This window comes from Kribbella sp. NPDC026596 (assembly GCF_040638415.1).
In the GTDB taxonomy this organism is placed as follows: Bacteria; Actinomycetota; Actinomycetes; order Propionibacteriales; family Kribbellaceae; genus Kribbella.
Genome location: NZ_JBEZYF010000013.1, coordinates 21,333 through 47,483, shown reverse-complemented (window position 1 = coordinate 47,483; position 26,151 = coordinate 21,333). Strand labels below are relative to the sequence as shown.

Here is a 26,151-nt window from a genome sequence, read left to right as displayed (position 1 = left end):
GCTCGCTACACCGGTTCGGGTTCGCGGATTCGTTGGGAGATTACGGCGGAGACGCCGTCGCCGCGCATGGTGACGCCGTAGAGGGCGTCGGCGACCTCCATGGTGCGCTTCTGGTGGGTGATGACCAGGAGCTGGCTGTTCTCGCGGAGCTCTTCGTAGATCTCCAGGAGGCGGCCGAGATTGGTGTCGTCCAGGGCCGCCTCGACCTCGTCCAGGATGTAGAAGGGCGAGGGGCGGGCCTTGAAGAGCGCCACCAGGAAGGCGACGGCGACCAGGGAGCGCTCACCGCCGGAGAGCAGCGAGAGGCGCTTGACTTTCTTGCCGGGCGGGCGCGCCTCGACGTCGATGCCGGTGGCGAGCATGTCGTCGGGATCGGTCAGGACCAGCCGGCCCTCACCACCGGGGAACAGCCGGCTGAAGACGTGCTCAAAGGCGGTCTCGACGTCGCGGTAAGCCTCGGTGAAGACCTGCTCGACCCGATCGTCGACCTCCTTGACGATGTCCATCAGGTCGCGGCGGGACTTGCGCAGGTCCTCCAGCTGCTCGGACAGGAACCGGTGCCGCTCCTCCATCGCCTCGAACTCCTCCAGCGCGAGCGGGTTGATCCGCCCGAGCTGGTTGAGTGCGCGCTCGGCCTGCTTGAGCCGCTTCTCGACCTTGGTCCGGTTGAACGGCTCGCCCTCGAGCTCCAGCGTGCCGTCGTCGCCGTCCTTCGGCAGCGGCGGCACCAGCTGGTCCGGGCCGTACTCCGCGACCAGGGCGTCGACCTCGATCCCGATCTCGCCGAGCGCCTTCTCGTAGAGCTGCTCGAGCCGCATCTTCTGCTCTGCCCGGGCCAGCGCGTCGCGGTGCACGATGTTGGTCAGCTGCTCGAGGTCGGAGCTCAGGTTCCGCGTTGCGGACCTGGCCTGCGCCAGCGCCTGCTCGCGATCCGCCCGCTGTGCCTGGATCGCCGCCCGCTCGGACGCGGCCTGCTGCAGGGAGGACTCCAGCCGGGCGAGCACGTGACCAGCCGCCAGGTGCACGGCCTGGGCCGCCTCCGCCTGGCGGGCGCGACGTGCCGCCCGCGCGATCGCCCGCGCCCGGGCCTCGCGCTCCTGCCGCGCCGCGCGCTCGAGCGAGTCGGCCCGTCCGGACAACGCCCGTGCCCGCTCCTCGGTGGTCCGCAGGGCGAGCCGCGACTCCATCTCGGTCGCGCGCCCCGCCTTGGCCGCCTCGGCGAGCCGGTCGCGCTCCGACGTGTCCGGCTCGTCGCCATCGTCGTCGAACGCCTCGGCGTCCATCAGCCGCTCTTCGAGCTCAGCGAGACCGGAGAGGTTCTTGTCGCGCTCCTCCTCGGCCGCGGCGATCGCCTCGGCCATCCGCTGCGCCTCGCCGCGGGACGCCTTCGCCAGCGACCCGAAGTGCGCCAGCTGCTCGGCGACGGCCGCCATCGCGGCGTCCGACTCGTGCAGCCGGGCCAGCGTGATCTCGACGGACTCCTTCTGCCGGGCCCGCTCGTCCTCCAGCCCTGCCAGCTCGAACCGCAGCCGCTCGCTGCGCGCCGTCGCCTCGGTCAGCTTCTCCGCCGCCTCGTCGACCGCGGACTGCACCTCGATCAGGCTCGGCGCCGCGTCCGAACCGCCGTACGCGAAGTGCGCTCCGAGTACGTCGCCTGCCCGGGTGGCGCAGGTGACGTCGGGCAGGTTCCGTACGAGCGATCGCGCCGCCGGCACGTCGTCCACCACGGCCACCTTGCGGAGCAGCCGTCGCAGCGCCGGCCGAAGGCTCTCCGGGCATTCCACGACATCGACGGCGTACGACGATCCGTACGGCAACGGAGGCCACAGCGTGTAGTCGTCGGCCGGTGCGTCACCGAGCAGCAACCCGGCCCGGCCGAGATCGTGCTGCTTCAGGTGCCCGACGGCCTGCAGTGCGGCCTCGGTGTGCGTCACCGCGACCGCGTCAGCGGCCTCACCGAGCGCGGCCGCGATGGCGGTCTCGTACCCGGTCCGCACGCTCAGCAGGGCAGCGACCGAGCCCATCAGGCCGTTCACCTGCTCGGAGGCGGCCAGTAGGGCGCCGGCGCCGTCCTTGCGGTTCAGGCCGAGCTCCAGGGCTTCCTTCCGCGCGGCCAGGCCGGTGCGCTCGCGCTCGGCGTCGCGCTCCTCGGCCCGCAGCTTCGCCAGGCGCTCGTCCATCTCATCGAGAACCGCCTGGGCGGCCTCGTACTGGTCGTCGAGGCCCTTCTCGCCGGCATCCAGCCCGGCGACCTGGGTCTCCAACGCGGTGAAGTCGTGCTGCGCCTTACCGGCCCGGACCTCGGCCTCGTGCATGTTGCTGGCGAGGCGGCCGATCTCGGATTCGGCGGCGGCCGCGCGGCTCTGCAGCGCGTTCACCTGGCCGGTCAGCCGGGCCAGGCCCTCGCGGCGGTCGGCGGCGGCCCGGATCAGCGCGGAGATCCGGCGCTCCTCCTCTGCCTCCTGCGACTCCAGCTGCTGGCGGCGCTCGATGGCCTCCGCGAGCAGCTCGGAGTGCGCCTCGACCTCGGCCTCGATCTGCGCCTCGGTCTCGCGAACCCGGGCAGCCTCCAGCTCGAGCTCGTCGGGGTCGCGCCCGGACCGCGGGCCGTCGTCGGCTTCGTCGTTCAGCGACCGGATCCGATCCGCCGCGATCCGCGCCGTGCCCTTGATCTTCTCGCCGAAGCCGGACAGCTGGTACCAGGTGTCCTGGGCGGCCTGCAGGGCCGGCGCGTCCTCGCGGAGCGCGTCCTCGAGCTCGGCCTCCAGGTCGCGGGCCTCGCGGAGCTTGGCCTCGGTCTCGGTCCGGCGCTGGGTCAGCGCGGCCTCGTCCCGCAGCTCCGCCTCGAGCGCCGACTGCGCCTGGACGATGTCGTCGGCCAGCAGCCGCGCCCGGCCGTCCCGGACCTCGGCCTGGATCGTCACCGCTCGCCGCGCCACCTCCGCCTGGCGCCCGAGCGGTTTCAACTGGCGGCGGATCTCGGTGATCAGGTCACCGAGCCGGTGCAGGTTGCCCTCGGTGGCCTCCAGCTTCCGGATCGCCTTTTCCTTGCGCTTGCGGTGCTTCAGGACACCGGCCGCCTCCTCGACGAACCCGCGCCGGCCTTCCGGCGTGGCGCGCAGGATCGAGTCGAGCTGGCCCTGGCCGACGATGACGTGCATCTCGCGGCCGATACCGGAGTCGCTGAGCAGTTCCTGGACGTCCAGCAGGCGGCAGCTCTGGCCGTTGATCTGGTAGTCCGACCCGCCGTTGCGGAACATCGTCCGGCTGATCGTCACCTCGGCGTACTCGATCGGCAGAGCGCCGTCGGCGTTGTCGATGGTGAGCACCACCTCGGCGCGGCCCAGCGGGGCGCGGCCGGAGGTGCCGGCGAAGATGACGTCCTCCATCTTGCCGCCCCGCAGCGACTTGGCGCCCTGCTCGCCCATCACCCAGGCGAGGGCGTCGACGACGTTCGACTTGCCGGAGCCGTTCGGGCCGACGATGCAGGTGATGCCCGGTTCGAAGTTCATCGTCGTGGCCGACGCGAAGGACTTGAAGCCTCGGAGCGTCATGCTCTTCAGATACAAAGCGATGCTCTCCAACCCGTGAAAGGACAGACGATACCTGGGGAACCGTCGTAACTGCTCGTGACGCTGCCGCTACCCGGGGGAAGTAGTTCCGCCTCGCAGTCTACAAAGAGATTGCGGCGAACCCGTGGAGGCCGACCGATCAGAATGGCCGGCAAAGATCAGGGAGCACAACATTCGGTGAACATACAACCGGCGGAGGCCCGGACGGGGGCCACCGCCGTGGTGATGCGGACGGTAGAGATGGAACTCTGTTGTCGCGGCTCGGGTCCTCAGACCGAAGCAGGGGCGCGCAGTGCCTCGTCGACGGTGAGCAGTCTGCCCTCGTGGACCTGTGCGACGAGATGGTCGTTCTCTGCCTGAAGCCGCATCACGTGCGCCTCCAGATCGGCGACACGCCGGTTGAGCAGACGAACCTGCTCGAGCATGCGCGGGTCAGTGCCTCCAAGGTGCCCTAGAAGAGCCTTGGCCATTGTGCTGTCCTCCGGAAGGGTTCTGGCCGGGTGCGCCCCTGAGTCCTGGTCACGAACGGAGCGCTGAAAATGTGTGCCGTCTTTCAGGGTGACACCGGCGAGGCCGACGGTCAACCTGGGCCACGTTTATTAACGATACCTCGCTCACCAGCGGACATGGCGCGGAACCGGCTGACATTTCGGGCACCGGTACGACGAACGGTTCATGAACGGCTCCCGACGAATCGGGCGGCCGTCGCGCGGGCACGGCGATCCCTCTTGCCCGTAGACGTTCAGGCCACGCTCGAAGTAGCCGGATTCCCCGTTGACGTTGACATACAGGGCATCGAAGCTGGTCCCGCCGACGTCCAGCGCGGCGGCCATCACCTCGTGGGCGTGCCGGACGATCTCCCTTATCTGTAAGGGTTTCATCGTTTCCGTCGCCCGGGCGTAGTGCAGCTTGGCGCGCCACAACGCTTCGTCAGCGTAGATATTGCCCACTCCGCTGATCGCGGTCTGGTCCAGCAGAGCCCGCTTCAGACCGGTCTTGCGGCGCCGGATCGCGGCCACGACGGCCTCCGGATCGAACAGAGGATCGAACGGGTCGCGGGCGATGTGAGCGATCTCCGCGGGCAGCTCGGCACCACCCTCGGAGTACGACAGACCACCGAACATCCGCTGGTCCACAAATCGGACCTCTCCGCCGTCGTCGGCGAACCGGAACCGGACCCGCAGGTGCGGCTCGTCCGGCGCGCCGATCGGCTGGACCCGGAACTGCCCGCTCATCCCGAGGTGGGTCAGCACCGCGTCCCCGGACTCCAGCGGCAGCCACAGGTACTTCCCGCGCCGAGCCGGTTCGGTGAACACCTGGCCCTTCAGCCGGGCCACGAAGTCGTCCGGCCCGGCGGCGTGGCGCCGTACCGGGCGGGGGTGCAGGACCTCGACCGCGTCGATGGTCCGGCCGGTGGTGAACTGCGCCAGACCCCGGCGGACGACCTCTACTTCGGGAAGCTCAGGCACCTCAGGGCTGCTGTGAGGGGTCCGTGCTGTCCGGGTGCGCGGCGCGCAGGGCTTTCCAGGCGGTTTCGGCGGCTTGCTGCTCGGCTTCCTTCTTGCTCCGGCCGATGCCGTGACCGTACGTGTCGGAACCGATCCGGACCCGCGCCTCGAACGTCTTGGCGTGGTCCGGCCCGGACTCCGCGATCACATACTCGGGTACGCCGACGCCGAGCTGAGCGACCAGCTCCTGCAGCGAGGTCTTCCAGTCCAGGCCTGCACCGAGCCGGGCCGACGACTCCATCAGGTCGTCGAACAGCGTGTGCACGACGCCCCCGGCGGTCTCGAAGCCCCGGTCCAGGTAGACGGCGCCGATCAGTGCCTCGACGCAGTCGGCCAGGATCGACGACTTGTCCCGGCCGCCGGTCGCTTCCTCGCCCCGGCCCAGCCGCAGGTACTTGCCGAGCTTGAGGTCGCGGGCGACCCCGGCGAGGGCACGCATGTTGACCACGGCGGCGCGCAGCTTGGCCAGCCGGCCCTCGGACAGGTCCGGATGGTTGCGGAACAGCGACTCCGTGACGATGACGCCGAGCACGGAGTCCCCGAGGAACTCCAGCCGCTCGTTCGTCGGCAGCCCACCGTTCTCGTACGCGAACGAACGGTGGGTGAAGGCGTGCTCCAGTAGTGCGTCAGCCAGCGATACGCCGAGCCGCTGGTTCAGCTCGGCGTAGAGCCCCGTTTCGTTGACCGAATTCACTTCCTGGTGCCGTTTAGCTCTCGACGACCTGGCGACGCTCGCCCTTGGCGCCGTACTGACCGCAGGTCGGGCAGACGGTGTGCTGCAGGTGCTTCGCGCGGCAGGCGGGGTTCACGCAGGTCACCAGCGACGGGGCAGTGGTCTTCCACTGGGCCCGGCGGCTGCGGGTGTTGCTGCGCGACATCTTCCGCTTCGGAACGGCCACGGTTATGACTCCTCGGTTCGGCCGGGGGCTGGTTGACCCGGCCGGCTAGCTGACGTGTATTCGGTCTTCAGTTGTCCTGCGGTCGTTCATCCTGCTGGAGCAGGCCGCCGAGGGCCGCCCAGCGCGGGTCGACTCCGTCCTCGTGCTTGTGGCCGGGTTCGTCCGCCAGGCGTACCCCACACTCGGGGCACAGGCCCGGACAGTCGTCCGTACACAACGGCTGGAACGGCAGTGCGAGCACCACCTGGTCCCTCAGCACCGGCTCGAGGTCGATCAGATCGCCCTCCATCCGGCTGGCCTCGTCCGGTCCGGCTTCGCTTTCCGGGTAGACGTACAGCTCCTGGACGTCAGCGAGAAACTCGTCCTCGATATCGACCAGGCACCGCGCGCACTCCCCGACCAGTCGGCCGCGGGCCGTCCCGGTGACGAGAACCCCTTCGACAACCGATTCCAGCCGTAGATCGAACTGGATCGGATCGCCTTCGGGGACACCGATCACGTCGATTCCGAGATCTGCCGGCGCCGGTGCCGTGAAGGTGACTTCGCGCTGGGACCCGGCGCGGCGCGACAGCTCGTGCGTGTCGATCACGAGTGGGGACCGCGGGTCCAAGACGCTCAGGACATCCCTTTCAGGCGTGGGCAGGGCAAGATCTCGGTCTCATCGAGACCGGTGCTCTACATTACCAACTCCCCGGCCACACGCCCAATTCGGGGGTAATCCTAGAGTTTCGCGAGTAACCGTGCGTGAACGGCTGGCGTCACGAACGAGGATACGTCGCCGCCGAGGCGGGCGATCTCCTTGACCCAGCTGGAGGAGATGAAAGCGTTCTCCGCGCGGGTCGGCAGGAACACCGTGTCCACCCCGGTCATCGCGTGGTTGAGCTGGGCCATCTGCAGCTCGTAGTCGTAGTCGGCGGCCGACCGCAGGCCCTTCACGATCACCCCGGCGCCCTCGGCCCGGCAGTAGTCGACCAGCAGACCCTCGAAGGTGCCGATCCGGACGTTGCCGAAGGGCGCGGCGAGCTCGGTCAGCATCTCGATCCGCTCCTCGGGGCTGAACAGCCGGTTCTTCGACTGGTTCACCCCGGCCGCGACGATCACCTCGCCGAAGGCGGCCGACGCCCTGGCGATGATGTCCAGATGCCCGTTGGTGGGCGGGTCGAAGGTCCCTGGGAAGACCGCCTTAGCCATGGCGGTGACCGTACCAAAGGCGGGCCTCGCCGTACTTGCGATCCCGTAGCGCGGCGAATCCGTCCGGCCACTCCCACGGCTCCCGCTTGCCGCGCTCGACCACGACCACCGCGTCGTCGGCCAGCCAGCCCTTCGCGGCCAGGTCGGTCAGCACGTCCTGCAGCTCGGCCGTCTCCAGCTTGTACGGCGGATCCGCGAAGACCAGGTCGAACCGCGCCGGGCTGTCCCCCGACGCGACCTTCTCCACCGGGCGCGTGAGCACGGTCGCGCCGGGCAGGTCGACGACCTTGATGTTGGCCGCGATCACCTCGGCCGCTTTCCGGTCGGACTCCACCAGCACGGCGCGCGCGGCTCCCCGGGACAGTGCCTCGAGCCCGATCGCCCCGGATCCGGCGTACAGATCTAGGACGGCGAGCCCGTCGAAGCTGCCGAACTCCGACTCCAGCGACGAGAACAGCGCCTCCCGGACCCGGTCGGCGGTCGGGCGTGTCCCACTCCCCGCCGGTACGACGATCCGCCGCCCACCCGCCGCGCCCCCGACGATCCGCGTCACGGGGCCTCCCGGTCTGGACTGAGGAGCGCAGGGAGCGAAGCGACTGGAGCGACGAGGGAAGACCGGGAGGCCCCGCCCCGTGACCCCCGCGCCGGAGGCGCGGCATTCAACACAGTCACGTCTTCTCCAAGTACTCGGTGGTCTCGGATTCCAGGGCGCTTCGCACGAACGATCGCAGCGCGGGGTACTCGGCGAGGTCGGCATCGACCGAGACGATCGAGTTGGCGACGTGCCGGGCCGCGAAGATGACGTCTTCGTCCCGCAGCACGCTGAGCAGCTTCAGGCTGCTCCGCCGGCCCGACTGCGCCACGCCGAGCACGTCGCCCTCGCGCCGCGTCTCCAAGTCGATCCGGGACAGCTCGAACCCATCCGTGGTCGAGGCCACCGCGTCCAACCGCCCGTACGACTTCGAACCAGGCCACAGGTCCGTGACCAGCAAACAGAGCCCCGGCACGCGACCACGCCCGACCCGGCCGCGCAGCTGGTGCAGCTGCGAGATGCCGAACCGGTCCGCGTCCATGATCACCATCGTCGAGGCGTTCGGTACGTCGACACCGACCTCGATCACCGTGGTGGCGATCAGCACGTCGATCTCGCCGGCGGCGAAACGCGACATCACGGCGTCCTTCTCGTCGGCGGGCAGCCGGCCGTGCAGGATCTCCACGCGCAGGTCGTGCAGGATCTCGGCCAGCGCTTCCGACACCTGCATCACCGAGATCGGCGGGCGGGCCGGCTTCGTCGACCCGGGTCCGGCCGGCGGCTTGTCCTCCTCGCCGAGGACGAACTCGCCTTCCTCGTCGGCCGCATTCTTCACGTCGTCACCGATCCGCGGGCACACGACGTACGCCTGATGGCCCTTGCCGACCTCCTCGCGGACGCGGGTCCAGGCTCGCTGCAGCCAGTCCGGCTTCTCCTTGGCCGGGACCACGGACGACTGGATCGGCGACCGCCCGGCCGGCAACTGGGTCAGTGTCGAGACCGCGAGATCGCCGAACACCGTCATCGCCACGGTCCGCGGGATCGGCGTCGCCGTCATCACCAGCACGTGAGGCGTGTTCTCCCCCGACTTCTGGCTCAGCGCGGCCCGCTGCTCGACGCCGAACCGGTGCTGCTCGTCGACCACCACGAGCCCGAGATCCGCGAACTGGACCTTGTCCTCGAGCAGCGCGTGGGTCCCGACCACGATCCCCGCGGCACCGCTGGCCGCGTCGAGCATCGCCGTACGCCGGGATGCCGCGTTCAGCGAACCGGTGAGCAGACCGACCCGGGTGGCATGCTCCGCGCCGCCGAGCATGCCCTGCTCGGCCAGGTCACCGAGCATCTTGGTCAGCGTGTTGTGGTGCTGGGTGGCGAGCACCTCGGTCGGGGCGAGCAGAACCGCCTGACCGCCGTTGTCGACCACCGACAGCATCGCTCGCAGCGCGACCACGGTCTTGCCGGAGCCGACCTCGCCCTGCAGCAGCCGGTGCATAGGGTGCGGGCGGGCGAGGTCCGCGAAGATCTCCTCCCCGACCTCCGCCTGACCTTCAGTCAGCTTGAATGGCAGCCGCTGGTCGAACTCGTCCAGCAGGCCGCCTTCGGTGCGCGGCCGCGGTACGGCGTTGAGCGCGTCGGTGACCGCCCGGCGCTGGGCCAGGATCGTCTGCATCACCAGCGCTTCCTCGAACCTGAACCGCTGCTGCGCGTCCCGGATGTCCTTCTCGGTGTCCGGCAGATGCACCTTCTGCAGGGCTTCCCGCAGGCCGAGCAGCTTCTCGTTGCGGAGGATCAGCTCCGGGATCGGGTCGTCGAGGCGCTCATCCAGGCTGTCCAGGACGATCTTCACCGAGCGCTCGATCGTTGCGGTCGGCAACTTCGCGGTCGCCGGGTAGAGCGGCCGGAACGGACGGGCCCGGCGCTCGATCTCGGCCTCGGACAGGTCCTCCTCGTCGAGGATCTCGGTGCCCGGGCTCTTCAGCTGCATGATGTCGCGGAACATCGTCACCTCACCCCAGAACAGGGCGGCGGTCCCGGGCGTCAGCTTGGTCGCCAGCCAGGGCTGGTTGAAGAAGGCCAGCTCCAGGTCGCGCCGGCCGTCGGTCACGACGACCTTGGTCAGCGTCTTGCGCCTAGCCCATTTCTGTACGTCGGTCAGCGGGATCTCGGCCTTGGTGTCCAGCGACCGCACGGTGACCTTCTTGACCCGGCCGTTCACGGTCGCCTGGTCGCCGACCTCGAGCTCGTCGAACGGGGTCAGCTCACCCTTCTTCAGGTACCGCCGCGGGTAGTGCCGCAAGAGCTCGCTGACGGTCTCGATCTCGAGCACGTCCGCGAAGGTCTTGGCCGTCTTGGCACCGAGGAAGTCGCGGAGCTTCCGGTCCATATCCGTTTTCATTCCACCCCGATCAGCAACGGGTACCTGTCCTGCCCTCCGTCGTACACCACGACATCGACATCTTTGCGGTTCCGCCGGACGTGCCGCTCCAAAGCTTCGGCCAGAGCGGGGTCCGCGTCCCGTCCGGTGACGATCGTGAGCAGCTCACCACCGCCGCCGAGCAACCGGTCCACCACGCCGAACGCGGCCGCCTCCAGGTCTTCGGTGATCAGCGCGAAGTCGCCGTCGACCACGCCCAGCGCGTCGCCGATCCGGCACCGGCCGGCCATCGTCCAGGCGTCCTTGACCGCGATCGTCACGGCGCCGTGCCGGGTCTGCCCGGCCGCGGCGGACAGGTGGACGACGTCGTCGTCGAAACTGCGCTCCGGGTCGTGGATGGCGATCGCCGCCAGGCCCTGGACCTGCGCCCGGGTCGGGATCACGGCCACCCGGATCCCGTCCTGCCGGGCCGCGGTCGCGGCGGCCTCGGCGACCGCGATCGAGTCGTTGTCGTTGGGCAGGATCACGATCTCCGGTGCCTTCGAGCGCTCGATCGCCTGCAGCAGCTCACCGGTCGAACACCGCCGGCCCGGACCGCCTCTGATGATGTGCGCGCCGGCCTCGGCGAACAGCTCGGCCAGCCCGTCGCCGGCCACGACCGCGATCACCGCCCGGCTCGGGACAGGCTCGTGGTGGTGCGCCTGATCGGCGAAGTGCGTCACCCGGATCCGGTGTGGCCGGCCGATGTCGATGCCCTGCTCGACCGCGGCGCCGACGTCGTCGGTGTGGACGTGCACGTTCCACAGCCCGTCGCCGCCGACCACGACGACCGAGTCCCCCAGGCCGGCGAGGTTCTGCCGGAAGTCGCTGATCTTGTCGTCCGGCGCGTCGAGCAGATACATGACCTCGTACGCCGGGCCCTCCGGGCTCAGGTCGCCCGTACTCTCGGTCGGCACCCGCGCGGGTACGTCGACCCGCACGAGCCGCCCGGTGAGCACGGACTCCATCGCGCCGAGGATCACGACCAGGCCCGCTCCCCCGGCGTCCACGACGCCCGCGCGCCGCAGTACGTCGAGCTGCTCGGTGGTCTTGGTCAGCGCCTGCCGCGCGGACGCGACGGCGGCCAGGCAGACGTCGGCCAGGCTCTTCCCGTCGTTCGCGGCCGTCATCGCTCCGGTCGCGGCGGCGCGGGCGACGGTCAGCATGGTCCCCTCGACCGGCTGCGCCACCGCGCCGTACGCGGCATCGGCGGCGTACTTCAGGGCGTCCGCGAAAGCGACGGGCTCGCTCATGCGTGGATCGGCGAGGACCCCCTCGGCCTGGTCGCGCGGCAGGTTCTCGGCGAGGCGGAGACCGCAGGCGCGGACAAGCTGGGACGTGATGACGCCGGAGTTGCCGCGCGCGCCCAGGAGCGCGCCGCGGCCGAACGCCTGGACTGCCTCCGCGAAGGTCAGCTCACCCTGCGGCAGCGCGTCGCAAGCGGCCTCCCAGGTCAGGTAGAGGTTCGTCCCGGTGTCACCGTCCGGGACCGGGTACACGTTCAGCTCGTCGATCTCGGTCCGCGCGCGCCCGAGCTCGGCCAGCGCGGTCCGGGCCCAGGCCCGCAACACCTCGACGGTCAGTTCCTCCACGCCCGGAAGGCTAACCGGTCCGCCTACTATGTGCTGTGCTCTCCCCGGTCCTGTTCTCGGTTGCTGCTGACAGTTATGAGTGGGCTGTGCGGGAGATCCGGGGTGAGTTCGGGCGCTCAGTACGCATCGAGCGGGTCAGCGGGGACCTTGGGCGGGTCATGGACGGTCCGACGGTGCACGAGCTGGCTGAGGCGTGTGATGCCGGGCGGATCATGTTCGTGCGGCACCTGACCGTCGAGATCGCGAGCTTCGAGGAGCTGCCGCCGGACTACGAGCTCGCCGAGCTGGTGCTGGGTGAGCTGACCGAGTATCCGAAGGCGCTCGCCGTGCAGGCCTGGACGGACAACGCCGGCACGGGCGGGTCGTCGTACCACCGGATCGAGCAGGCGCTTGGCGAGCGTGGGGTGACCGTGACCCGCTCCGGTCAGGAGTTGGTCGTGTCGTGCTTTGTCGGCCGCCGGGCGACCCTGCTCGGGCTCAACCGGCTCGAGGACAGCCTGTCGGACTGGCCGGGTGGGCGGATGCGGCTGGCCCGGGCCGACGAGCGGGTGTCGCGGTCGGAGTTCAAGCTGGAGGAGGCCATCGCGACCTTCGGGCTGCTGCTGCCGGCCGGCGGGAAGGCGGTCGACCTCGGCGCCTCACCGGGTGGGTGGACGAGGATTCTGCGGCAGCACGGGAAGGAAGTGTGGTCGGTGGACCCTGGTTCGCTGGACCCGCGGCTGCGGGCTGATCGCCGGATCCACCACGAGGCGACGACGGCCGGGCGGTTCTTCGCGGCGAACCGGACGCGGTTCGACGTGGTGGTGAACGACATGCGGATGGACCAGGTGCTGAGCGCCCGGATGATGGTCGACGCGGCCGCGCACCTGCGCTGCGGCGGGCTGGCGATCGTCACGCTGAAGGGCGGCGGGAAGAACCCGCTCGACGGCGCCCGGCGTGGTCTGGACGTGCTGCGCCAGGAGTACGACGTACTGCACGCGCGGCAGCTGCATCACAACCGCAACGAGATCACCGTGGTGGCGCGGAAGCTCTGAGAACACACGCGAAATAGGCGCCCGGGGTGATCCCGGGCGCCTATTTCAAGGCCCTACACGGAGTGAAAGCTGGGGTCAGCCGACGACGCGCTGGACCTTTCCTGCCTTGATGCAGGACGTGCACACCTTGAGCTTGGTCGGGGTGCCCTTGATGAGCGCCCGGACCGGCTGGATGTTGGGGTTGAACCGCCGGGGCGTGCGAGCCTTGACCCGGCGGATCATCGCGCCCTTACCCAAGCGGGCAACGCTGTTGCCGAACGTCGGCTGCTTGCCGCAGACATCGCACTTCTTAGACATGATTCTCCGTGTTCAGGGTCGTGACACCGACAGACCATGTTACATGCGGGCCGACGCACGACCAATTCGGTCCACAGCTGTGGATCAGGCAGTGAGGTAGGCCACTTCCTCGTCCGTCAGGGTCACCGACAGGCCCGGCGTCGAGGTCCGGGTCTCGCTGATGTGCCGCGGCCCGATCAGCGGGAACACCGGGTACGGCTGGTGCAGCAGCCAGGCCAGCGCGATCGCGGTCGGCTCGACGCCCTTGGCGGCCGCCAGCTCCCGGGCCCGGTCGAGGCGGCGGAAGTTCTCGTCGGAGTAGAAGCAGCGCACCAGCTCCTCGTCCGACCGGTCCTCCGGCTTGGCCCGTCCGGTGAAGAACCCGCGCGCCTGGCTCGACCACGGGAACAGCGCGACCTGCCGCTCCCGCAACCACGCCTGCGACTCGTCGTCGGACACGTGCCGGCACCCGGCCCACGGTACGTCGTACGCCCGGGCCAGGCTGAGGTGGTTGCTCAGCAGGGTGAACGGCTGCTTGCCGCTCGCCTCGGCGTACGCGTTGGCCTCGTCGAAGCGGGCGGTGGACCAGTTGGACCCGCCGAACGCCTTGATCCGGCCGGCCCTGAAGTGCTCGTCGAGGACGTCGACGAACTCGGAGACCGCGATCTCCTCGTTGTCGCGGTGCATCAGGTACAGGTCGACGTGGTCGGTCTGCAGCCGCTCGAGGCTCTCGTTCAGCTGCCGGGTGATCGACTCGGGGTCGCAGTGCGGCGTGTGCGCACCCTTGCCGATGACAACGACCTCGTCCCGGTTGCCGCGCGAGGTGAGCCACTGGCCGAGCAGCTTCTCGCCGCGGCCGCCGCCATAGATGTAGGCCGTGTCGAACGTCGTACCGCCGCGCTCGACGAAGTCGTCGAAGATCGCGGCCGCGTGGGTGAGCGTCTGCTGGTTGTCGACACCCATCACGAGCCGGGACACCTGCTTGTCCAGGCCGGCCACCTTGCCGTAGATCATCGGGGCGTCGTCGCGGCGCTTCAGCGGCCGGCCGGTCGCGGTCGGAATCAGCGCGTCGTCGCGCTCACTCGCGTACTGCTGCCCGATCGCGGCCCGCCAGGCGTCCTGGACGGTGAGGTTGCCGAGGGTGTCGGCCCAGCTCATCTCCGGGGCCTGCCGCTGAGCGATCGCCCCGGCGACCGCTTCGGCCTCGGCCGCGTAGATGAGGGCGGGCTCCGCGGAGATGTCCCGCGGCTCCTCCCCCACCTTGTGCAGGGTGACGTGGGTCGGCTTGCCGTCGCCGCCGAACCACGGGTCCTCGATGACGAGGTAGCCCTTGCTGCCGAAGATGCGGACCTGGTTCTGGTCCTGCAGCCGTACGCCGGTACTGACCTGAGCGGTCACGCCGCCGTCGAAGAACAGCGTCGCCACCGACCACTCGTCGGCGCCGGTCTCGCCGACGGTCCCGACCGCGGTCACGGCGGCCGGGTCGGCGAACGCCTGTCCGGTCGCCGCGCCGGCGATCAACCGCGCGTACGACACCGGGTAGCCGCCGACGTCGAGGATGCCGCCGCCGGCCAGTTCGTCGGCGAAGATCCGGCTCTCCGGCCGGAACCCGGCGGCGAACGCGAACGTGGCCTGGATCTGGTGGACGGTGCCGAGTTCGCCGTCGCGGACCAGCTGGGCGACCAGCTTGGTCTGCGGCAGGCAGCGGTACATGTACGCCTCCATCAGGAAGACGTCGTTGCGCACCGCGGCCTCGATCATCGCCTCGGCCCAGGCCTTGTTGATCGCCAGCGGCTTCTCGCACAGCACGTGCTTGCCGGCCTCAGCGGCCTTGATCGCCCATTCGGGGTGCATCGGGTGCGGCGTGGCGACATACACCGCGTCCACGGTCTCGTCGGCCAGCAGGTCGTCGTACGAACCGTGCCGGTTGGCGATGTTCCATTTGTCCGCGAAGGCGTTGGCCGAGTCGATCGACCGGCTGCCGACGGCGACGACCGCGTTGGCCGCCGACGTCGGCACCTGGCTGGCGAACCTCGACGCGATGTTGCCGGTGCCGATGATTCCCCAGCGAAGCTTGGTGTCAGTCAAGAGGAGTCCCGTTCTTGTTGTGGCAGGGTCAGAACTACGGTCAGAATTTCATCGCGCCGGCGGCGATGTCGGCGATGAAGGAGCGGGCGCCGATGATGAAGACGCCGATCAGCGGAATGACACTCATCAGGGCACCTGCCATCACCATCGAGTAGTCGGTGCCGTAGATGCCGTTCAGCTGCTGCAGTGCGACCTGGAGCGGCAGCTTGTTCGGGTCGGTCATCACGATCAACGGCCACAGGTAATCGTTCCAGACATTGATGAACGTGAAGATACCCAGGAACGCCAGGCCGGGCCGCAGCACCGGGATGCCGACGGTCAGGTACTGCCGGAAGAAGCCGGCGCCGTCGACCTTGGCCGCCGAGATCAGCTCGTCGGGGATGGCGCCGCGGGCGTACTGGCGCATCCAGAAGATCCCGAACGCGTTCGCCGCGCCCGGGATGATCAGCGCCTTCAGCGACCCGATCCAGCCGAACTCGGCCAGCGTCACGAACTGCGGCACCAGGGACAGCTGGGCCGGGATCATGAAGGTGGCCAGCAGCAGCCCGAAGAGCCACTTGCTGCCGGGGAACTCGTACTTCGCGAACGCGAAGGCGGCCAGCGAGTCGAAGAACAGCACCAGCACCGTCACCGCGAGCGCGACGATCACCGTGATCAGCATCGAGCCGAAGAAGTCGATGTTGTCGAGCACCTTGCCCATGTTCTCGAACAGGTGCGATCCGATCAGCAGCTTCGGTGGGTAGGTGAAGATGTCCGGCGTGGTGTTGGAGGCCATCACCACCATCCAGTAGAAGGGGAAGATCGACAGTACGACGCCGAACATCAGCACCACGTGGCTGACGATGTTCCGGGCTCGGTCAGCGCGCATCGGCCTGCTCCCTTCCGTTCGCGGTCTGTCGTGCGTTCCGGCGGGCGGCACGGCGGGCGATCCGCTCGTCACCACCGCCGATCAGCCGCCAGTTGATGATGCTGAACAACACGATCAGGATGAACAGGGCCCAGCCGATGGCGGCGCCGTACCCGAACTGGTTGTTCAGGAACGCGCTCTGGTACAGGTACGACACGATCGTCGTCCCCGAGCCGCCGGGGCCGCCGGTGTCGCCGAGCAGCACCTGGGACTCGGTGAAGATCTGCAGGCCACCGATGGTCGACGTGACGGCGGTGAACAGGATCACCGGGCGCAGCAGCGGCACGGTGATCCGCCAGAACGTCTGCCGCGGCGAGGCGCCGTCGACCTTGGCCGCCTCGTAGACGTCGCCGGAGATTGCCTGTAGGCCGGCCAGGAAGATGATCGCGTTGTACCCGACCCAGCGCCAGGTGACGATGGAGGCGATCGCGATCTTGATCCCCCACGGCTGGGTCAGCCATTCGATCTTGGTCAGCCCGATCGACTGCAGGAACGCGTTCAGCAGACCGAAGTTGTTGCTGAAGATCGAGCCGAAGACCATCGTGACCGCGACCACGGAGGTGACGTTCGGGATGAAGTAGGCGACCCGGTAGAAGCTGCGGAACCGGGTCGCGTTGTGCAGCGCGTTGGCGATCACCAGCGCCAGCAGCAGCATCGGCACGGTCGACAGCACCCAGATGATCAGCGTGTTGCCGATCGACTGCCAGAACTTCGGATCGCTGAGCAGATAGCTGTACTGCTGCAGTCCGACCCATTTCATCGCCCCGCTGCCGTTCCAGGAATGGAACGAGATCCAGATCGAGAACAGCACCGGGAACGCACCGAACACCGCGAACAGGATGAAGAACGGCGAGACGGCCGCGTACTGCGGCAGCGCCTGGCGGTACTTGTTCGGCGGCCTGGACGGCTCGGGGTCCTTGGTCGTGCTGATCGGCGCCGGGAGCACCTTGCTGATGACAGCCATCTCAGATCGCCCCCGCTCGGGTGAGTTCACGTTCGATCTGGCGCTGCGCGTCCGCCCAGGCCTGGTCCGGCGATTTCCCGGCCACTTCGACATTCACCAGCTCGGCGCCGAGCGGCGTACCGATGATGCTGTCGTACGGCGAGAAGTAGGCGCCGGGGTACTTCTTGGCCGACGCGGCGAAGACGTCGACGATCTTCTGGCCGCCGAAGAACGGATCCGGTGCGGCCATCGTCTGGTCGGTGTAGCTGGCCGGAGTGGACGGGAACAGCACCGGGTCGAGGAACGCCTGGGCCTGGTTCTTCGCCGACTCCAGCCAGCTGATGAACGCGAAGGCCGCCTGGGGGTTCTTGCAGTACTTCGTGATCGCCAGGAAGGACCCGCCACGGTTGCCGGCGCCACCAGGAGCCGCCGTCACCCGCCAGAGTCCCTTCGTCTTCGGGGCCGCGTTCTTCGGCCCGAGCTGCGCCCACCAGACGGCAGCGTTGTACGCGACCAGCTTGCCGTTGGTGACCACGGCGTTCGCGTCCGTCGTACCGGACTGTGCGTTCGCGGACAGCCCTTCCTTGACCACGCGGATCGAGAGGTCGAACGCTTGGCGAATGTGGTCCTGGTCGCCGATGTACTGCCCGTCCTCGGTCATGTAGCGCTTGGACTGCTGGGCCAGCGCGTAGCTGTAGACACCGGTGATGTTGTCCGTGATGGCCGAGCCGGGCACGGCGGCCTTGAGCTTCTTCCCGAGCTCGATGTAGCTGTCCCAGTCGGGCGCGAGCTCCGCGACCGCGGCCGGGTCGGTGTCGATGCCGGCCTTGGTGAAGATGTCGGTGCGGTAGAAGAGTGCGGTCGGTCCGGTGTCCATCGGGTAGGCCATCATCCGGTCCTCAGGCGTGATCCCGAGCTTCCACTTCCAGGGCAGGAAGTCCTTCTCGAGGTCGTTCGCGCCGAGCGTCTTGAGATCGATGAACTGGTCCTGGTTCGGGAAGTAGGTCGCCACGTCGTCGTTGATCGCGACGATGTCGGGTACGAGCGACTTGCCGGCCAGGGAGGTCAGCACCTTCGTCTTGTAGTTGGTCCCGATCCGGGTCATCGCCAGCTTCATGCCGTCGAACCCCGGGATCGCCTTCTCCGCCTGGCCGATCAGCCCGTCGTTGACGGAGCCGACCCAGGTCCACATGCTGAGCTCGTCGGACCCGCCGAGTGAGCTGCGGGAGCCGCACCCGGTGAGACCCGCGGCGGCCGCGGCGGAGCCGAGCGCGAGGAACTTCCTTCTACTCAAGGTCATACGCCTCACCTGGCGCTTTCTGTTGGATTTCGCCGGAAGGTGTCCAGATATGTTTAGGTAGCCATTAGGTAAGCGCATACCGACTGAACCGGTCAAGGGGTTGCCGTGGCCGGTCCCGGCAGGTGAACTGTTGGCGCCTGACAGGATGGCGGCATGGTCTCCGCCGTTCTCTTCGACGCCGACGGCGTCATCCAGCGCCCCAGCCAGGACTGGTGGTCGCGCCTGTCCTCGCTCGTCCCCTCCGACACCGACGCCTTCGTGGCCGACCTGATGGCGGCCGAGAAGCCGAGTCTGGTCGGGAAGGGCGACTTCCGTGACGCGGTGGCCGAGGTGCTCGCGCGCTGGAACTCGCCGGCCTCACTGGAGGAGGCGCTCGAGCCATGGCACTGGTTCACCGCCGAACCGGCGGTCATCTCGCTGATCGGCGACCTGCGGACGGCCGGGATCGGATGCCACCTCGCGACCAACCAGCAGGCGTACCGGCGGGCGATCATGCAGGACGAGCGCGGGTACGGCGGATGGTTCGACCAGACGTTCTACTCCTGCGACCTCGGGCTGGCCAAGCCGGATCCGGCGTACTTCCGGGCCATCCTCGCGGCGATCGACGTACCGGCGTCTTCGGTGCTCTTCATTGACGACAACGAAGCCAATGTGGCGGGCGCTGCGAGCGTCGGACTGCAGGCCGAACTGTTCGACCTGTCGGCCGGTGTCGAAGCTCTGGTCGGGCTGCTTCGGCGTTATGGGCTGCCGATTCCGGGCTGAGGTCTTGTGGTGCCAGGGCGGCTGTGGCATCGTCGCCGGGCAGATGACAACGTAGGACAGTCACCAGCCGCTCCCTGGAGGCACCACATGTCCGATCGCCGACGTCTCACCCTGACCCGCCGCCGCGCCCTCGGCCTCACCGCCGGGCTGGGACTCGGCTCACTGGCGCCGTCCTTCGCCTTCGGCGCCTCGCCTTCAGTGCGGCCGTCGTACCCCAAGGGGCAGCGGCCGCGGCTGCTGAACGTGCTGACCGAAGACTCCTTGAGCCCTGCTGAGCGGACGCTCGCGACCACGCTCCAAGGCCTGATGGCGCGCCGCGGTGGCGAGTCGCTGTACCTGAACATCCCGTCGCTGGGCTACCAGTTCTGGCTCGACGACCTCGTTTCCCGGTACGGCGTACGCACCCGGACCGGAGACCTGTGGAAAACCGTCAGCCGGTCGGGCGTCGACGGATATGTTCTCTTTCGAACGGGCACCCCGTCGGTCAACGTGGCGACCACGCTGGCCGGCCTGACCGATGCCGTCGCGATCGAGGAGAGCTTGGAGGCGACCGCGGTCCAGGCCGGACTGCGCAAGGTCCTGGACGTGCGGGACAAGGACGACCGCTGGGTGTTCGACAACTACTGGCCCCGGCTGCGGCACGACGTCGCGGTCGAGCAGAGAGGAGACTGGCCGGAGCGACTGCGGGACTACGTGACGATGGCGGGGACGCTCGCCTTCTTCGACGGCAACTCCGGCTTCCGCGCCGAGGTGGTCGACGCGCTCGACGACGACGCCACGGTGATCGGCTGGGGCGACGCGTCGAACGGCGAGGACGCCTTCATCGGCGTGAACTCGACCGCCGGCGTCAAGGCCCTGCCGGCCGACCATGCCCGCAACCTGTCGGTGCTGTCCGGCATCCGCCAAGACCGGCTGACACAGCGAGGACGCCCGTACGACCCTGCGCTGGCCGCCGCGACGTCCGCCGGCGAACCGGCTCAAGGCAACGACCTGAGCGGAGGGGGTGGGGGGAGGGCCCTCGAACCGGATCCGGATGCCCACTACGTGACCTTCCTGATCACCGACGGGGACAACATCCAGTGGATGCTGGGCGACTTCCCGACCGACAAGCGCTGGTTCGGCAGCCCCCGGCGCGGAGAGGTCGACCTCGGCTGGGGCATCTCACCGTCGCTCATCGACCTCGCTCCCTCGGTGATGCGCTGGTACTACGACCAGTCGCGCACGGACCGCTGGGTCGTCGGCCCGTCCGGCGGCGGCTACATGTACCCGAGCAGGTATCCGGCCGCCGCGTTGGAGAAGCACACCGCGTCACTCGCCCAATCGATGGGCCGGGCAGACCTATCCGTCGCCCAGATCATCGACTTCGACGCCTTCGAGAACACGAGCCTCTGGTCGTCGTACCTGAAGCGCCCCGAGATCGACGGCCTGATCTACCTCGAGTACTCCCGGTACGACGGCCTCAAGGGCAAGGTCGTGTGGTCCGAAGGCAAGCCGGTCATCTCCGCCCGCACGATGCTCTGGGACGGACTCGACGGCGCCGACGAAGCATCGGTCACCGCCGAACTCAACGCGGCCACCCGCAACCCACACTCCACCGCCGGTTACTCAGTCGTCGTGTGGCACGCCTGGAGCAAGTCCGTCGACAACGTGCTGGCGGTCGTCGACGGCCTCGCCTCACACGTGAAGGTCGTCCCGCCGGACACCCTGGTCAAGATGGCCGGCCGGTACGCCCGCCCGTAGGCGACGTCGGCTCGGAGCCCGCGCCGCCTAGGGACGACGCGGGATCAGAGCTCCCGGAAGTAGACCGCGACCGGGAGCTTGACGCAGCCGAGCCTCTCGTAGAGAGCCCGGGCAGGCGCATGGAAATCGTCACCACCGGTGCCGATCTCGACCATCTCCGCACCGTGCTCTCGCATCGCCTCGAACGCGTGCTCACAGAGAGCGGTGCCGAGATTGTCTCGACGATGCGCCGCCGCGACGGCCAGCAGCACGATGCTGCCGTGCCGACGGGCAGGCTCGACGGTCCAGGCGACATAGCCGCCCAGTACGCCGTTCTCCTCGGCGACCGCGACGTACTTGTGGCTGCCGGGGTCATGGAGTTCCGGGACCTGCTTGCGGTAGTCGTCACGCCAACCACCGTGCTGGATGGCGAAGACGGTCTCGCCGACGAGCGGGCGGAAGGAATCCTCGTAGAACGGCCGGAACGTCTCGATGGTCAGCTCGGTGATCCGAGCCAGGTCAGACTGCACGTACGAACGAATGAGCATGAAGTGTGCCTCTCGCACTGAAGGGAGTCGTGCAGCGCACGACCCGCTCGCAGTTCGCGACGCGGCGGGCCGATCTTCAGCGGCGAAGACGCCAGGCGGCGAAACACTCCATGCGCGTCATCCTAGTTGCTCGATTGACGCGGACCGCCAGGCCATCACAACACCGCCCCGATGACGACCTGCCGCTCACGAGTGGCGGGAGTCGGCAATTGTGATGGCCTGCAGGTCCGCACTCGCCGTGTCAGTCGACGTGCGGGACGGGTGGGGCGAGTCGGGCGGCGCCGTCGGCGGGGTCGCGGCGGAGGTGGAGGTCGTCTCGTCCGGTGCTCTCGTCCGGGTGGCCGGTTGCCGAGGTTTTCGGGCGGCGGCTCAGCAGGAAGAGGGCGGCAAGGAGGGGGAGGGTGATGAGGTACGCCGTTCGCAGGTCGACGACACGGGCGAGTACGGCGAGGGCCGCGGGAGCGACGAGGATCGCCGTACCGGAGGCTAGGGCTCCGATTGCCGCCAAACGGGCCGGACTGAGGCCGGGGGTTGCGACCAGGGCGGCCAGAGTCACCGGGTAGAGCGGCGCCACGCCAAGGCCTGCGACTGCCAGGCCGACAGCGACCACCGCGGGTGCGTCGAACAGGCTGACGAGCAGAGTGCCCGCGGCCGCGAAGATCCCGGCGGGTACGACAGGTGACCAGCCGCGCCAGTGGATCGGGCCGATCGCCCGTCCGATCGCCATACCGATGGGGAACGCGCTGCCGAGCAGTGCGGCTGTTGCCGTTGGCAACCCAGTGGCCACCAGCCGGGCCACCGCCCACACCACGAAACAGAACTCGACGGCCACGGCCAGCACCACACGCAGCCAACCGAGCCCGACAGCCACCACCACCTGCCGCTCCAGTCGGCGGCGGCCGGCTCCCGCTTCGCGGCGGGTGCCCAGCCATTTCCGGCCGAGGCCTACTGCGGGTGCGGAGTCGATCAGGACGGGAGCGCACGGCTCGTCGAGCTGGTGGGCAGGCTTCGCGCGTCGGGTGAGGATTGCGAGGAGAAGAAGGGGTGGGGTGGCGGCGAGCATGGCCAGGCGGCCGGTGGGGCCGAGGGAGTCGATGGCGCCGATGGTGATGGGCGCGAGGATGCCGGTGGCGCTGGCGACCGCGTTGACGCGGCTCAGTCGTGACGCCGCGGTCGGCCCGTCCAGCATGAGCGGGGTGACGAGAACCATCAGTGCGCCGCCCAACCCGACGAACAGGCCGCCGGCGATCGCGACGGCGTACACCGGAGCCAGCGCGAGCAGCACCGTCCCCACCGCGCAGCCGACCGCACCGATCGCGAGAACGTTCCGCATCGACCACGACCGCAGCAGCCGCGGGCCGACTACCGCCACGATCAGAAGCCCGAGCGCAAATCCCGACGACAAGAGCGCCAGCCGGCTCGTAGGTTCGTCCAGATCCCGGGCCAGGATCGCAATGCAGGCACCGAGGCCGGCCAGCACGAACCCCATGGATGACAGCCCGATACCGATTCGGACCTCATCCCCTCGGGTTGCGGACCCCGGGTTCATTCGGCGCTCAGGTCGGTCGACCCGCCATCCTCCAGGAACAGAGCGACGAGGTGATGGAGGTCCGGGAGCTGGATGTCGGCGGGCACGCCCTTGAGGCCGGCGGTAGTGGCGCCGGAGGCTCGGCCGGCTGCCAGTCCGACAACGGTGTCCTCGACGACCAGACACTGCTCAGCAGGTACGCCGAGGAGCTCGGCGGCTCGCAGATAGCCCTCCGGATCGGGCTTGCCGCGGGTGACGTCGTCCAGCGTGACGAGGATCGACGGCGAGATCCTCGCTGCCTCCAGGCGGACCTTCGCCAGCCGGTTGGACGCACTGGTGTAGACCGCCCACGGCAGACCGAGCCGCTCCAGCGTGCTGATCAGCTCATGCGCGCCTGGCGTGGGCACGACGTCGGACAGGTCGTCACACTCGAGGTCCAGAATGCGCGCGACCGCGGCCGCCAGCTCGTCCGGTGAAAGGTCGGGCCGCAACCGGGCGATGGTCGCCTCGGCCGGGCTGCCGTGCGCGATCGCGAGGACCTCGGCGGCCGGTATGCCGTACTCCCCCGCCCAGTGGGTCCAGGTCCGGTCGACAACAGCGTCAGAATCGACCAGCGTGCCATCCATGTCGAACAGCACCGCGCGGACGTCGGGAAGCCCCATCACCCCTCCAATTAAACTCGTCCTCCGAGCATAAGGTAAAAGGATGCTATGACTCCAGTGCGCCGGGGACAGTGGCAGACGGCTTCGGACGTGCTGACACAAGTCAGCCGACAGCCCGGGATCACCCGGGCCGCGGTGGCGCGGGCGTTGCGGTTGAGCACTGGTTCGGCGACAGAGGTGACTGCTCGGCTACGCGACGTACATCTGCTCACCGAGGTTCCTGCGCCCAGTCAGGGGCGTGGACGGCCGACCACAGTGCTGCGGGCGCATCCGCGGGGGCCTGTGGTGCTGGCGCTCGACCTGCGGCAAGGCAGTTGGCGGAGTGCGATCGCCACGCTCGACGGGTCGCTTCAGGACCAGCAGTACAAGCGTCATCGGAGCAGGCGGCCGCAGGTGGTGCTCAGCAATCTGCAGCGGGAAGTGAAGCGGGTTCAGGAGGAGTACGGGGATCGGCTGCGCGTCGTGAGCCTCGCAGTACCGGGGACTATCCGTGACAACCATTTGATGCAGGCGCCGACGCTGGAGTGGTTCGAGCTGGACCTCGAGACGGTCACTGCCGGCACAGGGCTCACACTGTTCGCCGGCAACGACGCGACGCTCAGTGGGGTGGCGGAGGCTCGCACTGGTGCTGCTGCTGGGGCTGGTACGGCGCTGCACCTCATCGTCGAGGTGGGACTCGGTGGGACGCTGCTGATCGACGGTGTGCCGGCGCAGGGTGCGTCCGGAGCAGGCGGCGAGTATGGGCACATCCCGTTCGGTGATCGCACGCGGCTGTGTCCGTGTGGTGCACGCGGATGCTGGGATCTGGAGATCGACGGGCGCGCATTGGCCAGACACCTCAAGGAGCCCGCACCGGACGACCCGTACGCCTACACCGAGGGCATCCTGCTCCGCACCGACCGCGCTACGAGTCGTGCGGTCACCAAGGTGGTCACTGCCCTCGCCAGCGGCATCGCCGGACTCGTCAACGCCCATGACCCGGATGTGGTCACCATCGGCGGCCTGGCCATCCCACTCAGGGCGGCGGCCGAGACCACGTTCCAGCAGGCCTACCTAGCCGGCCTGATGACCTTCCACCGGGGCTCTCCCCCGCCGGTCCTCGCCGCGAAGCACGAGCCCGATGGTCCGCTCCGCGGCGCGGCGGCGCTGGCCCTCGACCACCTCACCAGCGAGCCGGCCATCGCCGCTTGGGCAGCACAGCACTAGCCGGCAGTCTCCGAGCTGGCCGACAGTCCCTGACCCGGCTCCGGCTCAGCCTCCTCGGTCTGAGCTTCCTCGGCACCCTCTTCCGTGATTTCTTCAGGGGCCGGCTGTGGCTTGGGGACGATGTGCGGTTCGACCTGCGCCAGGATCGTGGTGAGGTCGAGTCGGTGGTGCTGGATCTCATGTGCGGTGTGGCGGATGATCCAGCCCAGCGAGCGCGGCGCTCGTACCGGGTAGTTGTAGAGCCCCAGCCGACCGAGCTGCGGCGGCGTGAGCACACGGGCAGCGGCACCGAACTCCCGGGCGAACCGCATCAGTGCGGCCGCGACCTCCATCGGGTCCTGGTCCTCGTACTTGAGCTGCTTGACCCGACCGGTCCGGTCCATCGGCGCGTACACCGGCCGGTCCTCCGCCAGGCACTGCGCGATCCGCAGCCGCTGCACCTCGAGTACGTCGCGCACGTGGCACGCGTACTCGATCGCCGACCACACCTCCGGCTTCGGGCGCAGCCGGACGACGTTCGGGTCCGGACCGGCCGCGGCCTTGGTCAGCGCCATGCTGCACTCGGCCGCCTGCCGGACGAGCAGGGTCACCGTGCCCTGCAGGTCACCCGTGTCGTAGTTGAAGCCGCACTGCTCGCAGTACCCGTCGACCGGGGGCTGCTGGTTCGTCAACTGCCACTCCCTCGAAATCTCCACGCATGGTCGACCGGACCGATCCCACCACCGAGTGCGAACCCGGCCCCGATCGCTCCGGTCACGTACTCCTTCGCAGCACCCACTGCGCTCGGTACGTCGTACCCACGTGCCAGGTACGACGCTATTGCACTGGCCAGCGTGCATCCGGTCCCGTGCGTGTGCCGGTTGTCCGCCCGGACCGCACTGTAGGACCGGCGTACCCCTGGACCGTGCAACACGTCCACTGAAGCCGTACCGACGTCGTGACCGCCCTTCACCAGGACCCACGACGCACCTGCGTCCAACAAGAGCTTGGCCGCGAACTCTCGGTCCTCCACGGCCTCCAAGTCGACTCCGGCGACCGGTCCGAGCTCTGTCAGGTTCGGTGTGAGGACGGTGGCCAGCGGGACGATCTCGGAGCGTACGGACTCCATCGCGTCGGCGGCGAGCAAGGCGTCGCCATGTTTCGACACCGACACCGGATCGACCACCACCGGCACGGACGGCGGCAGTGTGCGCAGTAGTGAGGCGACCACGCGGACCATTGACGCCGAGGCCAGCATGCCGGTCTTCACCGCGTCGACGCCGATGTCGTCCACCACGCTGTGGAACTGGGCCCGGACCTGCTCTTCTGGCAGCTCCCACGCGCCCTGGACGCCGAGACTGTTCTGCGCCGTGATCGCGGTCAGCACACTCATCCCGTGCACGCCGTTGGCCAGCATCGTCTTCAGGTCCGCCTGGATCCCGGCTCCGCCACCGGAGTCGGAGCCGGCGATGGTCAGCACTCTGGGCAGCAT

Annotated in this window: 24 protein-coding genes; 4 read left to right on the top strand and 20 right to left on the bottom strand. The window is 68.9% G+C overall.

Annotated features, from left to right (window positions below; translation table 11 throughout):
• Window positions 1-5: 5 nt before the first annotated feature.
• From smc to AB0E63_RS13305, 10 genes are all read right to left on the bottom strand, one after another.
• Entirely contained in the window at window positions 6-3,569 is a 3,564-nt protein-coding gene (smc, locus tag AB0E63_RS13350; RefSeq protein WP_360365245.1) for a chromosome segregation protein SMC, read from the bottom strand.
• 272 nt (window positions 3,570-3,841) lie between these two features.
• Entirely contained in the window at window positions 3,842-3,997 is a 156-nt protein-coding gene (locus tag AB0E63_RS13345) for a hypothetical protein (protein WP_233712037.1), read from the bottom strand.
• A gap of 189 nt (window positions 3,998-4,186) precedes the next feature.
• Entirely contained in the window at window positions 4,187-5,041 is an 855-nt protein-coding gene (gene mutM / locus AB0E63_RS13340) for a bifunctional DNA-formamidopyrimidine glycosylase/DNA-(apurinic or apyrimidinic site) lyase (RefSeq protein ID WP_360365001.1), read from the bottom strand.
• A 1-nt stretch (window position 5,042) separates the two neighbouring features.
• Window positions 5,043-5,774: a ribonuclease III gene (gene rnc, locus AB0E63_RS13335; RefSeq protein WP_360364999.1), complete on the bottom strand. Its 732-nt coding sequence runs from the start codon at window positions 5,772-5,774 to the stop codon at window positions 5,043-5,045.
• Between the two features lie 13 nt (window positions 5,775-5,787).
• Complete coding sequence (rpmF, locus tag AB0E63_RS13330) at window positions 5,788-5,979, bottom strand: 50S ribosomal protein L32 (protein ID WP_077012766.1); 192 nt, start codon at window positions 5,977-5,979, stop codon at window positions 5,788-5,790.
• A 67-nt stretch (window positions 5,980-6,046) separates the two neighbouring features.
• Window positions 6,047-6,568: a YceD family protein gene (locus AB0E63_RS13325; RefSeq protein WP_360364997.1), complete on the bottom strand. Its 522-nt coding sequence runs from the start codon at window positions 6,566-6,568 to the stop codon at window positions 6,047-6,049.
• A 131-nt stretch (window positions 6,569-6,699) separates the two neighbouring features.
• Entirely contained in the window at window positions 6,700-7,170 is a 471-nt protein-coding gene (gene coaD / locus AB0E63_RS13320) for a pantetheine-phosphate adenylyltransferase (RefSeq protein ID WP_360364995.1), read from the bottom strand.
• Window positions 7,163-7,723: a 16S rRNA (guanine(966)-N(2))-methyltransferase RsmD gene (gene rsmD / locus AB0E63_RS13315; RefSeq protein WP_360364993.1), complete on the bottom strand. Its 561-nt coding sequence runs from the start codon at window positions 7,721-7,723 to the stop codon at window positions 7,163-7,165. The genes coaD and rsmD overlap by 8 nt, the downstream gene beginning before the upstream one ends.
• A 115-nt stretch (window positions 7,724-7,838) precedes the next feature.
• Entirely contained in the window at window positions 7,839-10,085 is a 2,247-nt protein-coding gene (recG, locus tag AB0E63_RS13310; RefSeq protein ID WP_360364991.1) for an ATP-dependent DNA helicase RecG, read from the bottom strand.
• 8 nt (window positions 10,086-10,093) lie between these two features.
• Window positions 10,094-11,707 carry a DAK2 domain-containing protein gene (locus AB0E63_RS13305; protein WP_360364989.1) on the bottom strand — a complete coding sequence of 538 codons (1,614 nt, stop codon included), beginning with the start codon at window positions 11,705-11,707 and terminating at the stop codon, window positions 10,094-10,096.
• A gap of 86 nt (window positions 11,708-11,793) precedes the next feature.
• Between AB0E63_RS13305 and AB0E63_RS13300 the strand changes: the two genes are divergently transcribed.
• Window positions 11,794-12,741 carry an SAM-dependent methyltransferase gene (locus tag AB0E63_RS13300; protein WP_360364988.1) on the top strand — a complete coding sequence of 316 codons (948 nt, stop codon included), beginning with the start codon at window positions 11,794-11,796 and terminating at the stop codon, window positions 12,739-12,741.
• Window positions 12,742-12,816: 75 nt separating this feature from the next.
• Here the strand turns inward: AB0E63_RS13300 and rpmB are convergent, their stop codons facing one another.
• The 5 genes from rpmB to AB0E63_RS13275 all read right to left on the bottom strand — a co-directional run bounded on the left by rpmB (window position 12,817) and on the right by AB0E63_RS13275 (window position 18,255).
• A complete protein-coding gene (gene rpmB / locus AB0E63_RS13295; RefSeq protein WP_130449155.1) occupies window positions 12,817-13,038 on the bottom strand; it encodes a 50S ribosomal protein L28 in 222 nt (73 codons plus the stop codon).
• Between the two features lie 84 nt (window positions 13,039-13,122).
• The gene (locus AB0E63_RS13290; protein WP_360364986.1) at window positions 13,123-15,105 is read right to left on the bottom strand and encodes an aldo/keto reductase; all 1,983 of its coding nucleotides are present in this window, start codon (window positions 15,103-15,105) and stop codon (window positions 13,123-13,125) included.
• A gap of 40 nt (window positions 15,106-15,145) precedes the next feature.
• Window positions 15,146-15,973 carry a carbohydrate ABC transporter permease gene (locus tag AB0E63_RS13285; RefSeq protein ID WP_360364984.1) on the bottom strand — a complete coding sequence of 276 codons (828 nt, stop codon included), beginning with the start codon at window positions 15,971-15,973 and terminating at the stop codon, window positions 15,146-15,148.
• Window positions 15,963-16,976 (bottom strand): sugar ABC transporter permease, encoded by a 1,014-nt coding sequence (locus AB0E63_RS13280; protein WP_360364982.1) that lies wholly within the window; start codon window positions 16,974-16,976, stop codon window positions 15,963-15,965. Before AB0E63_RS13280 ends, AB0E63_RS13285 begins: the two co-directional genes overlap by 11 nt.
• 1 nt (window position 16,977) lies before the next feature.
• A complete protein-coding gene (locus AB0E63_RS13275) occupies window positions 16,978-18,255 on the bottom strand; it encodes an extracellular solute-binding protein (RefSeq protein WP_360364980.1) in 1,278 nt (425 codons plus the stop codon).
• Between the two features lie 153 nt (window positions 18,256-18,408).
• Here AB0E63_RS13275 and AB0E63_RS13270 point away from each other — a divergent pair, with 153 nt between their 5' ends.
• Together AB0E63_RS13270 and AB0E63_RS13265 are read left to right on the top strand one after the other, a co-directional pair.
• Entirely contained in the window at window positions 18,409-19,017 is a 609-nt protein-coding gene (locus AB0E63_RS13270) for an HAD-IA family hydrolase (RefSeq protein ID WP_360364978.1), read from the top strand.
• 87 nt (window positions 19,018-19,104) lie between these two features.
• The gene (locus AB0E63_RS13265) at window positions 19,105-20,757 is read left to right on the top strand and encodes a GxGYxYP domain-containing protein (RefSeq protein ID WP_360364976.1); all 1,653 of its coding nucleotides are present in this window, start codon (window positions 19,105-19,107) and stop codon (window positions 20,755-20,757) included.
• 44 nt (window positions 20,758-20,801) lie between these two features.
• Here AB0E63_RS13265 and AB0E63_RS13260 read toward each other — a convergent pair whose 3' ends face one another.
• The 3 genes from AB0E63_RS13260 to AB0E63_RS13250 all read right to left on the bottom strand — a co-directional run bounded on the left by AB0E63_RS13260 (window position 20,802) and on the right by AB0E63_RS13250 (window position 23,474).
• Complete coding sequence (locus tag AB0E63_RS13260; RefSeq protein WP_360364974.1) at window positions 20,802-21,284, bottom strand: GNAT family N-acetyltransferase; 483 nt, start codon at window positions 21,282-21,284, stop codon at window positions 20,802-20,804.
• A 241-nt stretch (window positions 21,285-21,525) separates the two neighbouring features.
• Window positions 21,526-22,833, bottom strand: coding sequence for an MFS transporter (locus AB0E63_RS13255; RefSeq protein ID WP_360364973.1), 1,308 nt, complete (start codon window positions 22,831-22,833; stop codon window positions 21,526-21,528).
• Complete coding sequence (locus AB0E63_RS13250; protein ID WP_360364971.1) at window positions 22,830-23,474, bottom strand: HAD-IA family hydrolase; 645 nt, start codon at window positions 23,472-23,474, stop codon at window positions 22,830-22,832. The genes AB0E63_RS13255 and AB0E63_RS13250 overlap by 4 nt, the downstream gene beginning before the upstream one ends.
• 48 nt (window positions 23,475-23,522) lie before the next feature.
• Here AB0E63_RS13250 and AB0E63_RS13245 point away from each other — a divergent pair, with 48 nt between their 5' ends.
• Window positions 23,523-24,680: an ROK family transcriptional regulator gene (locus AB0E63_RS13245; RefSeq protein WP_360364969.1), complete on the top strand. Its 1,158-nt coding sequence runs from the start codon at window positions 23,523-23,525 to the stop codon at window positions 24,678-24,680.
• Here AB0E63_RS13245 and AB0E63_RS13240 read toward each other — a convergent pair.
• Entirely contained in the window at window positions 24,677-25,351 is a 675-nt protein-coding gene (locus tag AB0E63_RS13240; RefSeq protein WP_360364967.1) for a DinB family protein, read from the bottom strand. The two genes, AB0E63_RS13245 and AB0E63_RS13240, sit on opposite strands and share 4 nt — an antisense overlap.
• Window positions 25,348-26,151, bottom strand: a complete 804-nt coding sequence (gene thiD / locus AB0E63_RS13235; protein ID WP_360364965.1) for a bifunctional hydroxymethylpyrimidine kinase/phosphomethylpyrimidine kinase — start codon at window positions 26,149-26,151, stop codon at window positions 25,348-25,350. Before thiD ends, AB0E63_RS13240 begins: the two co-directional genes overlap by 4 nt.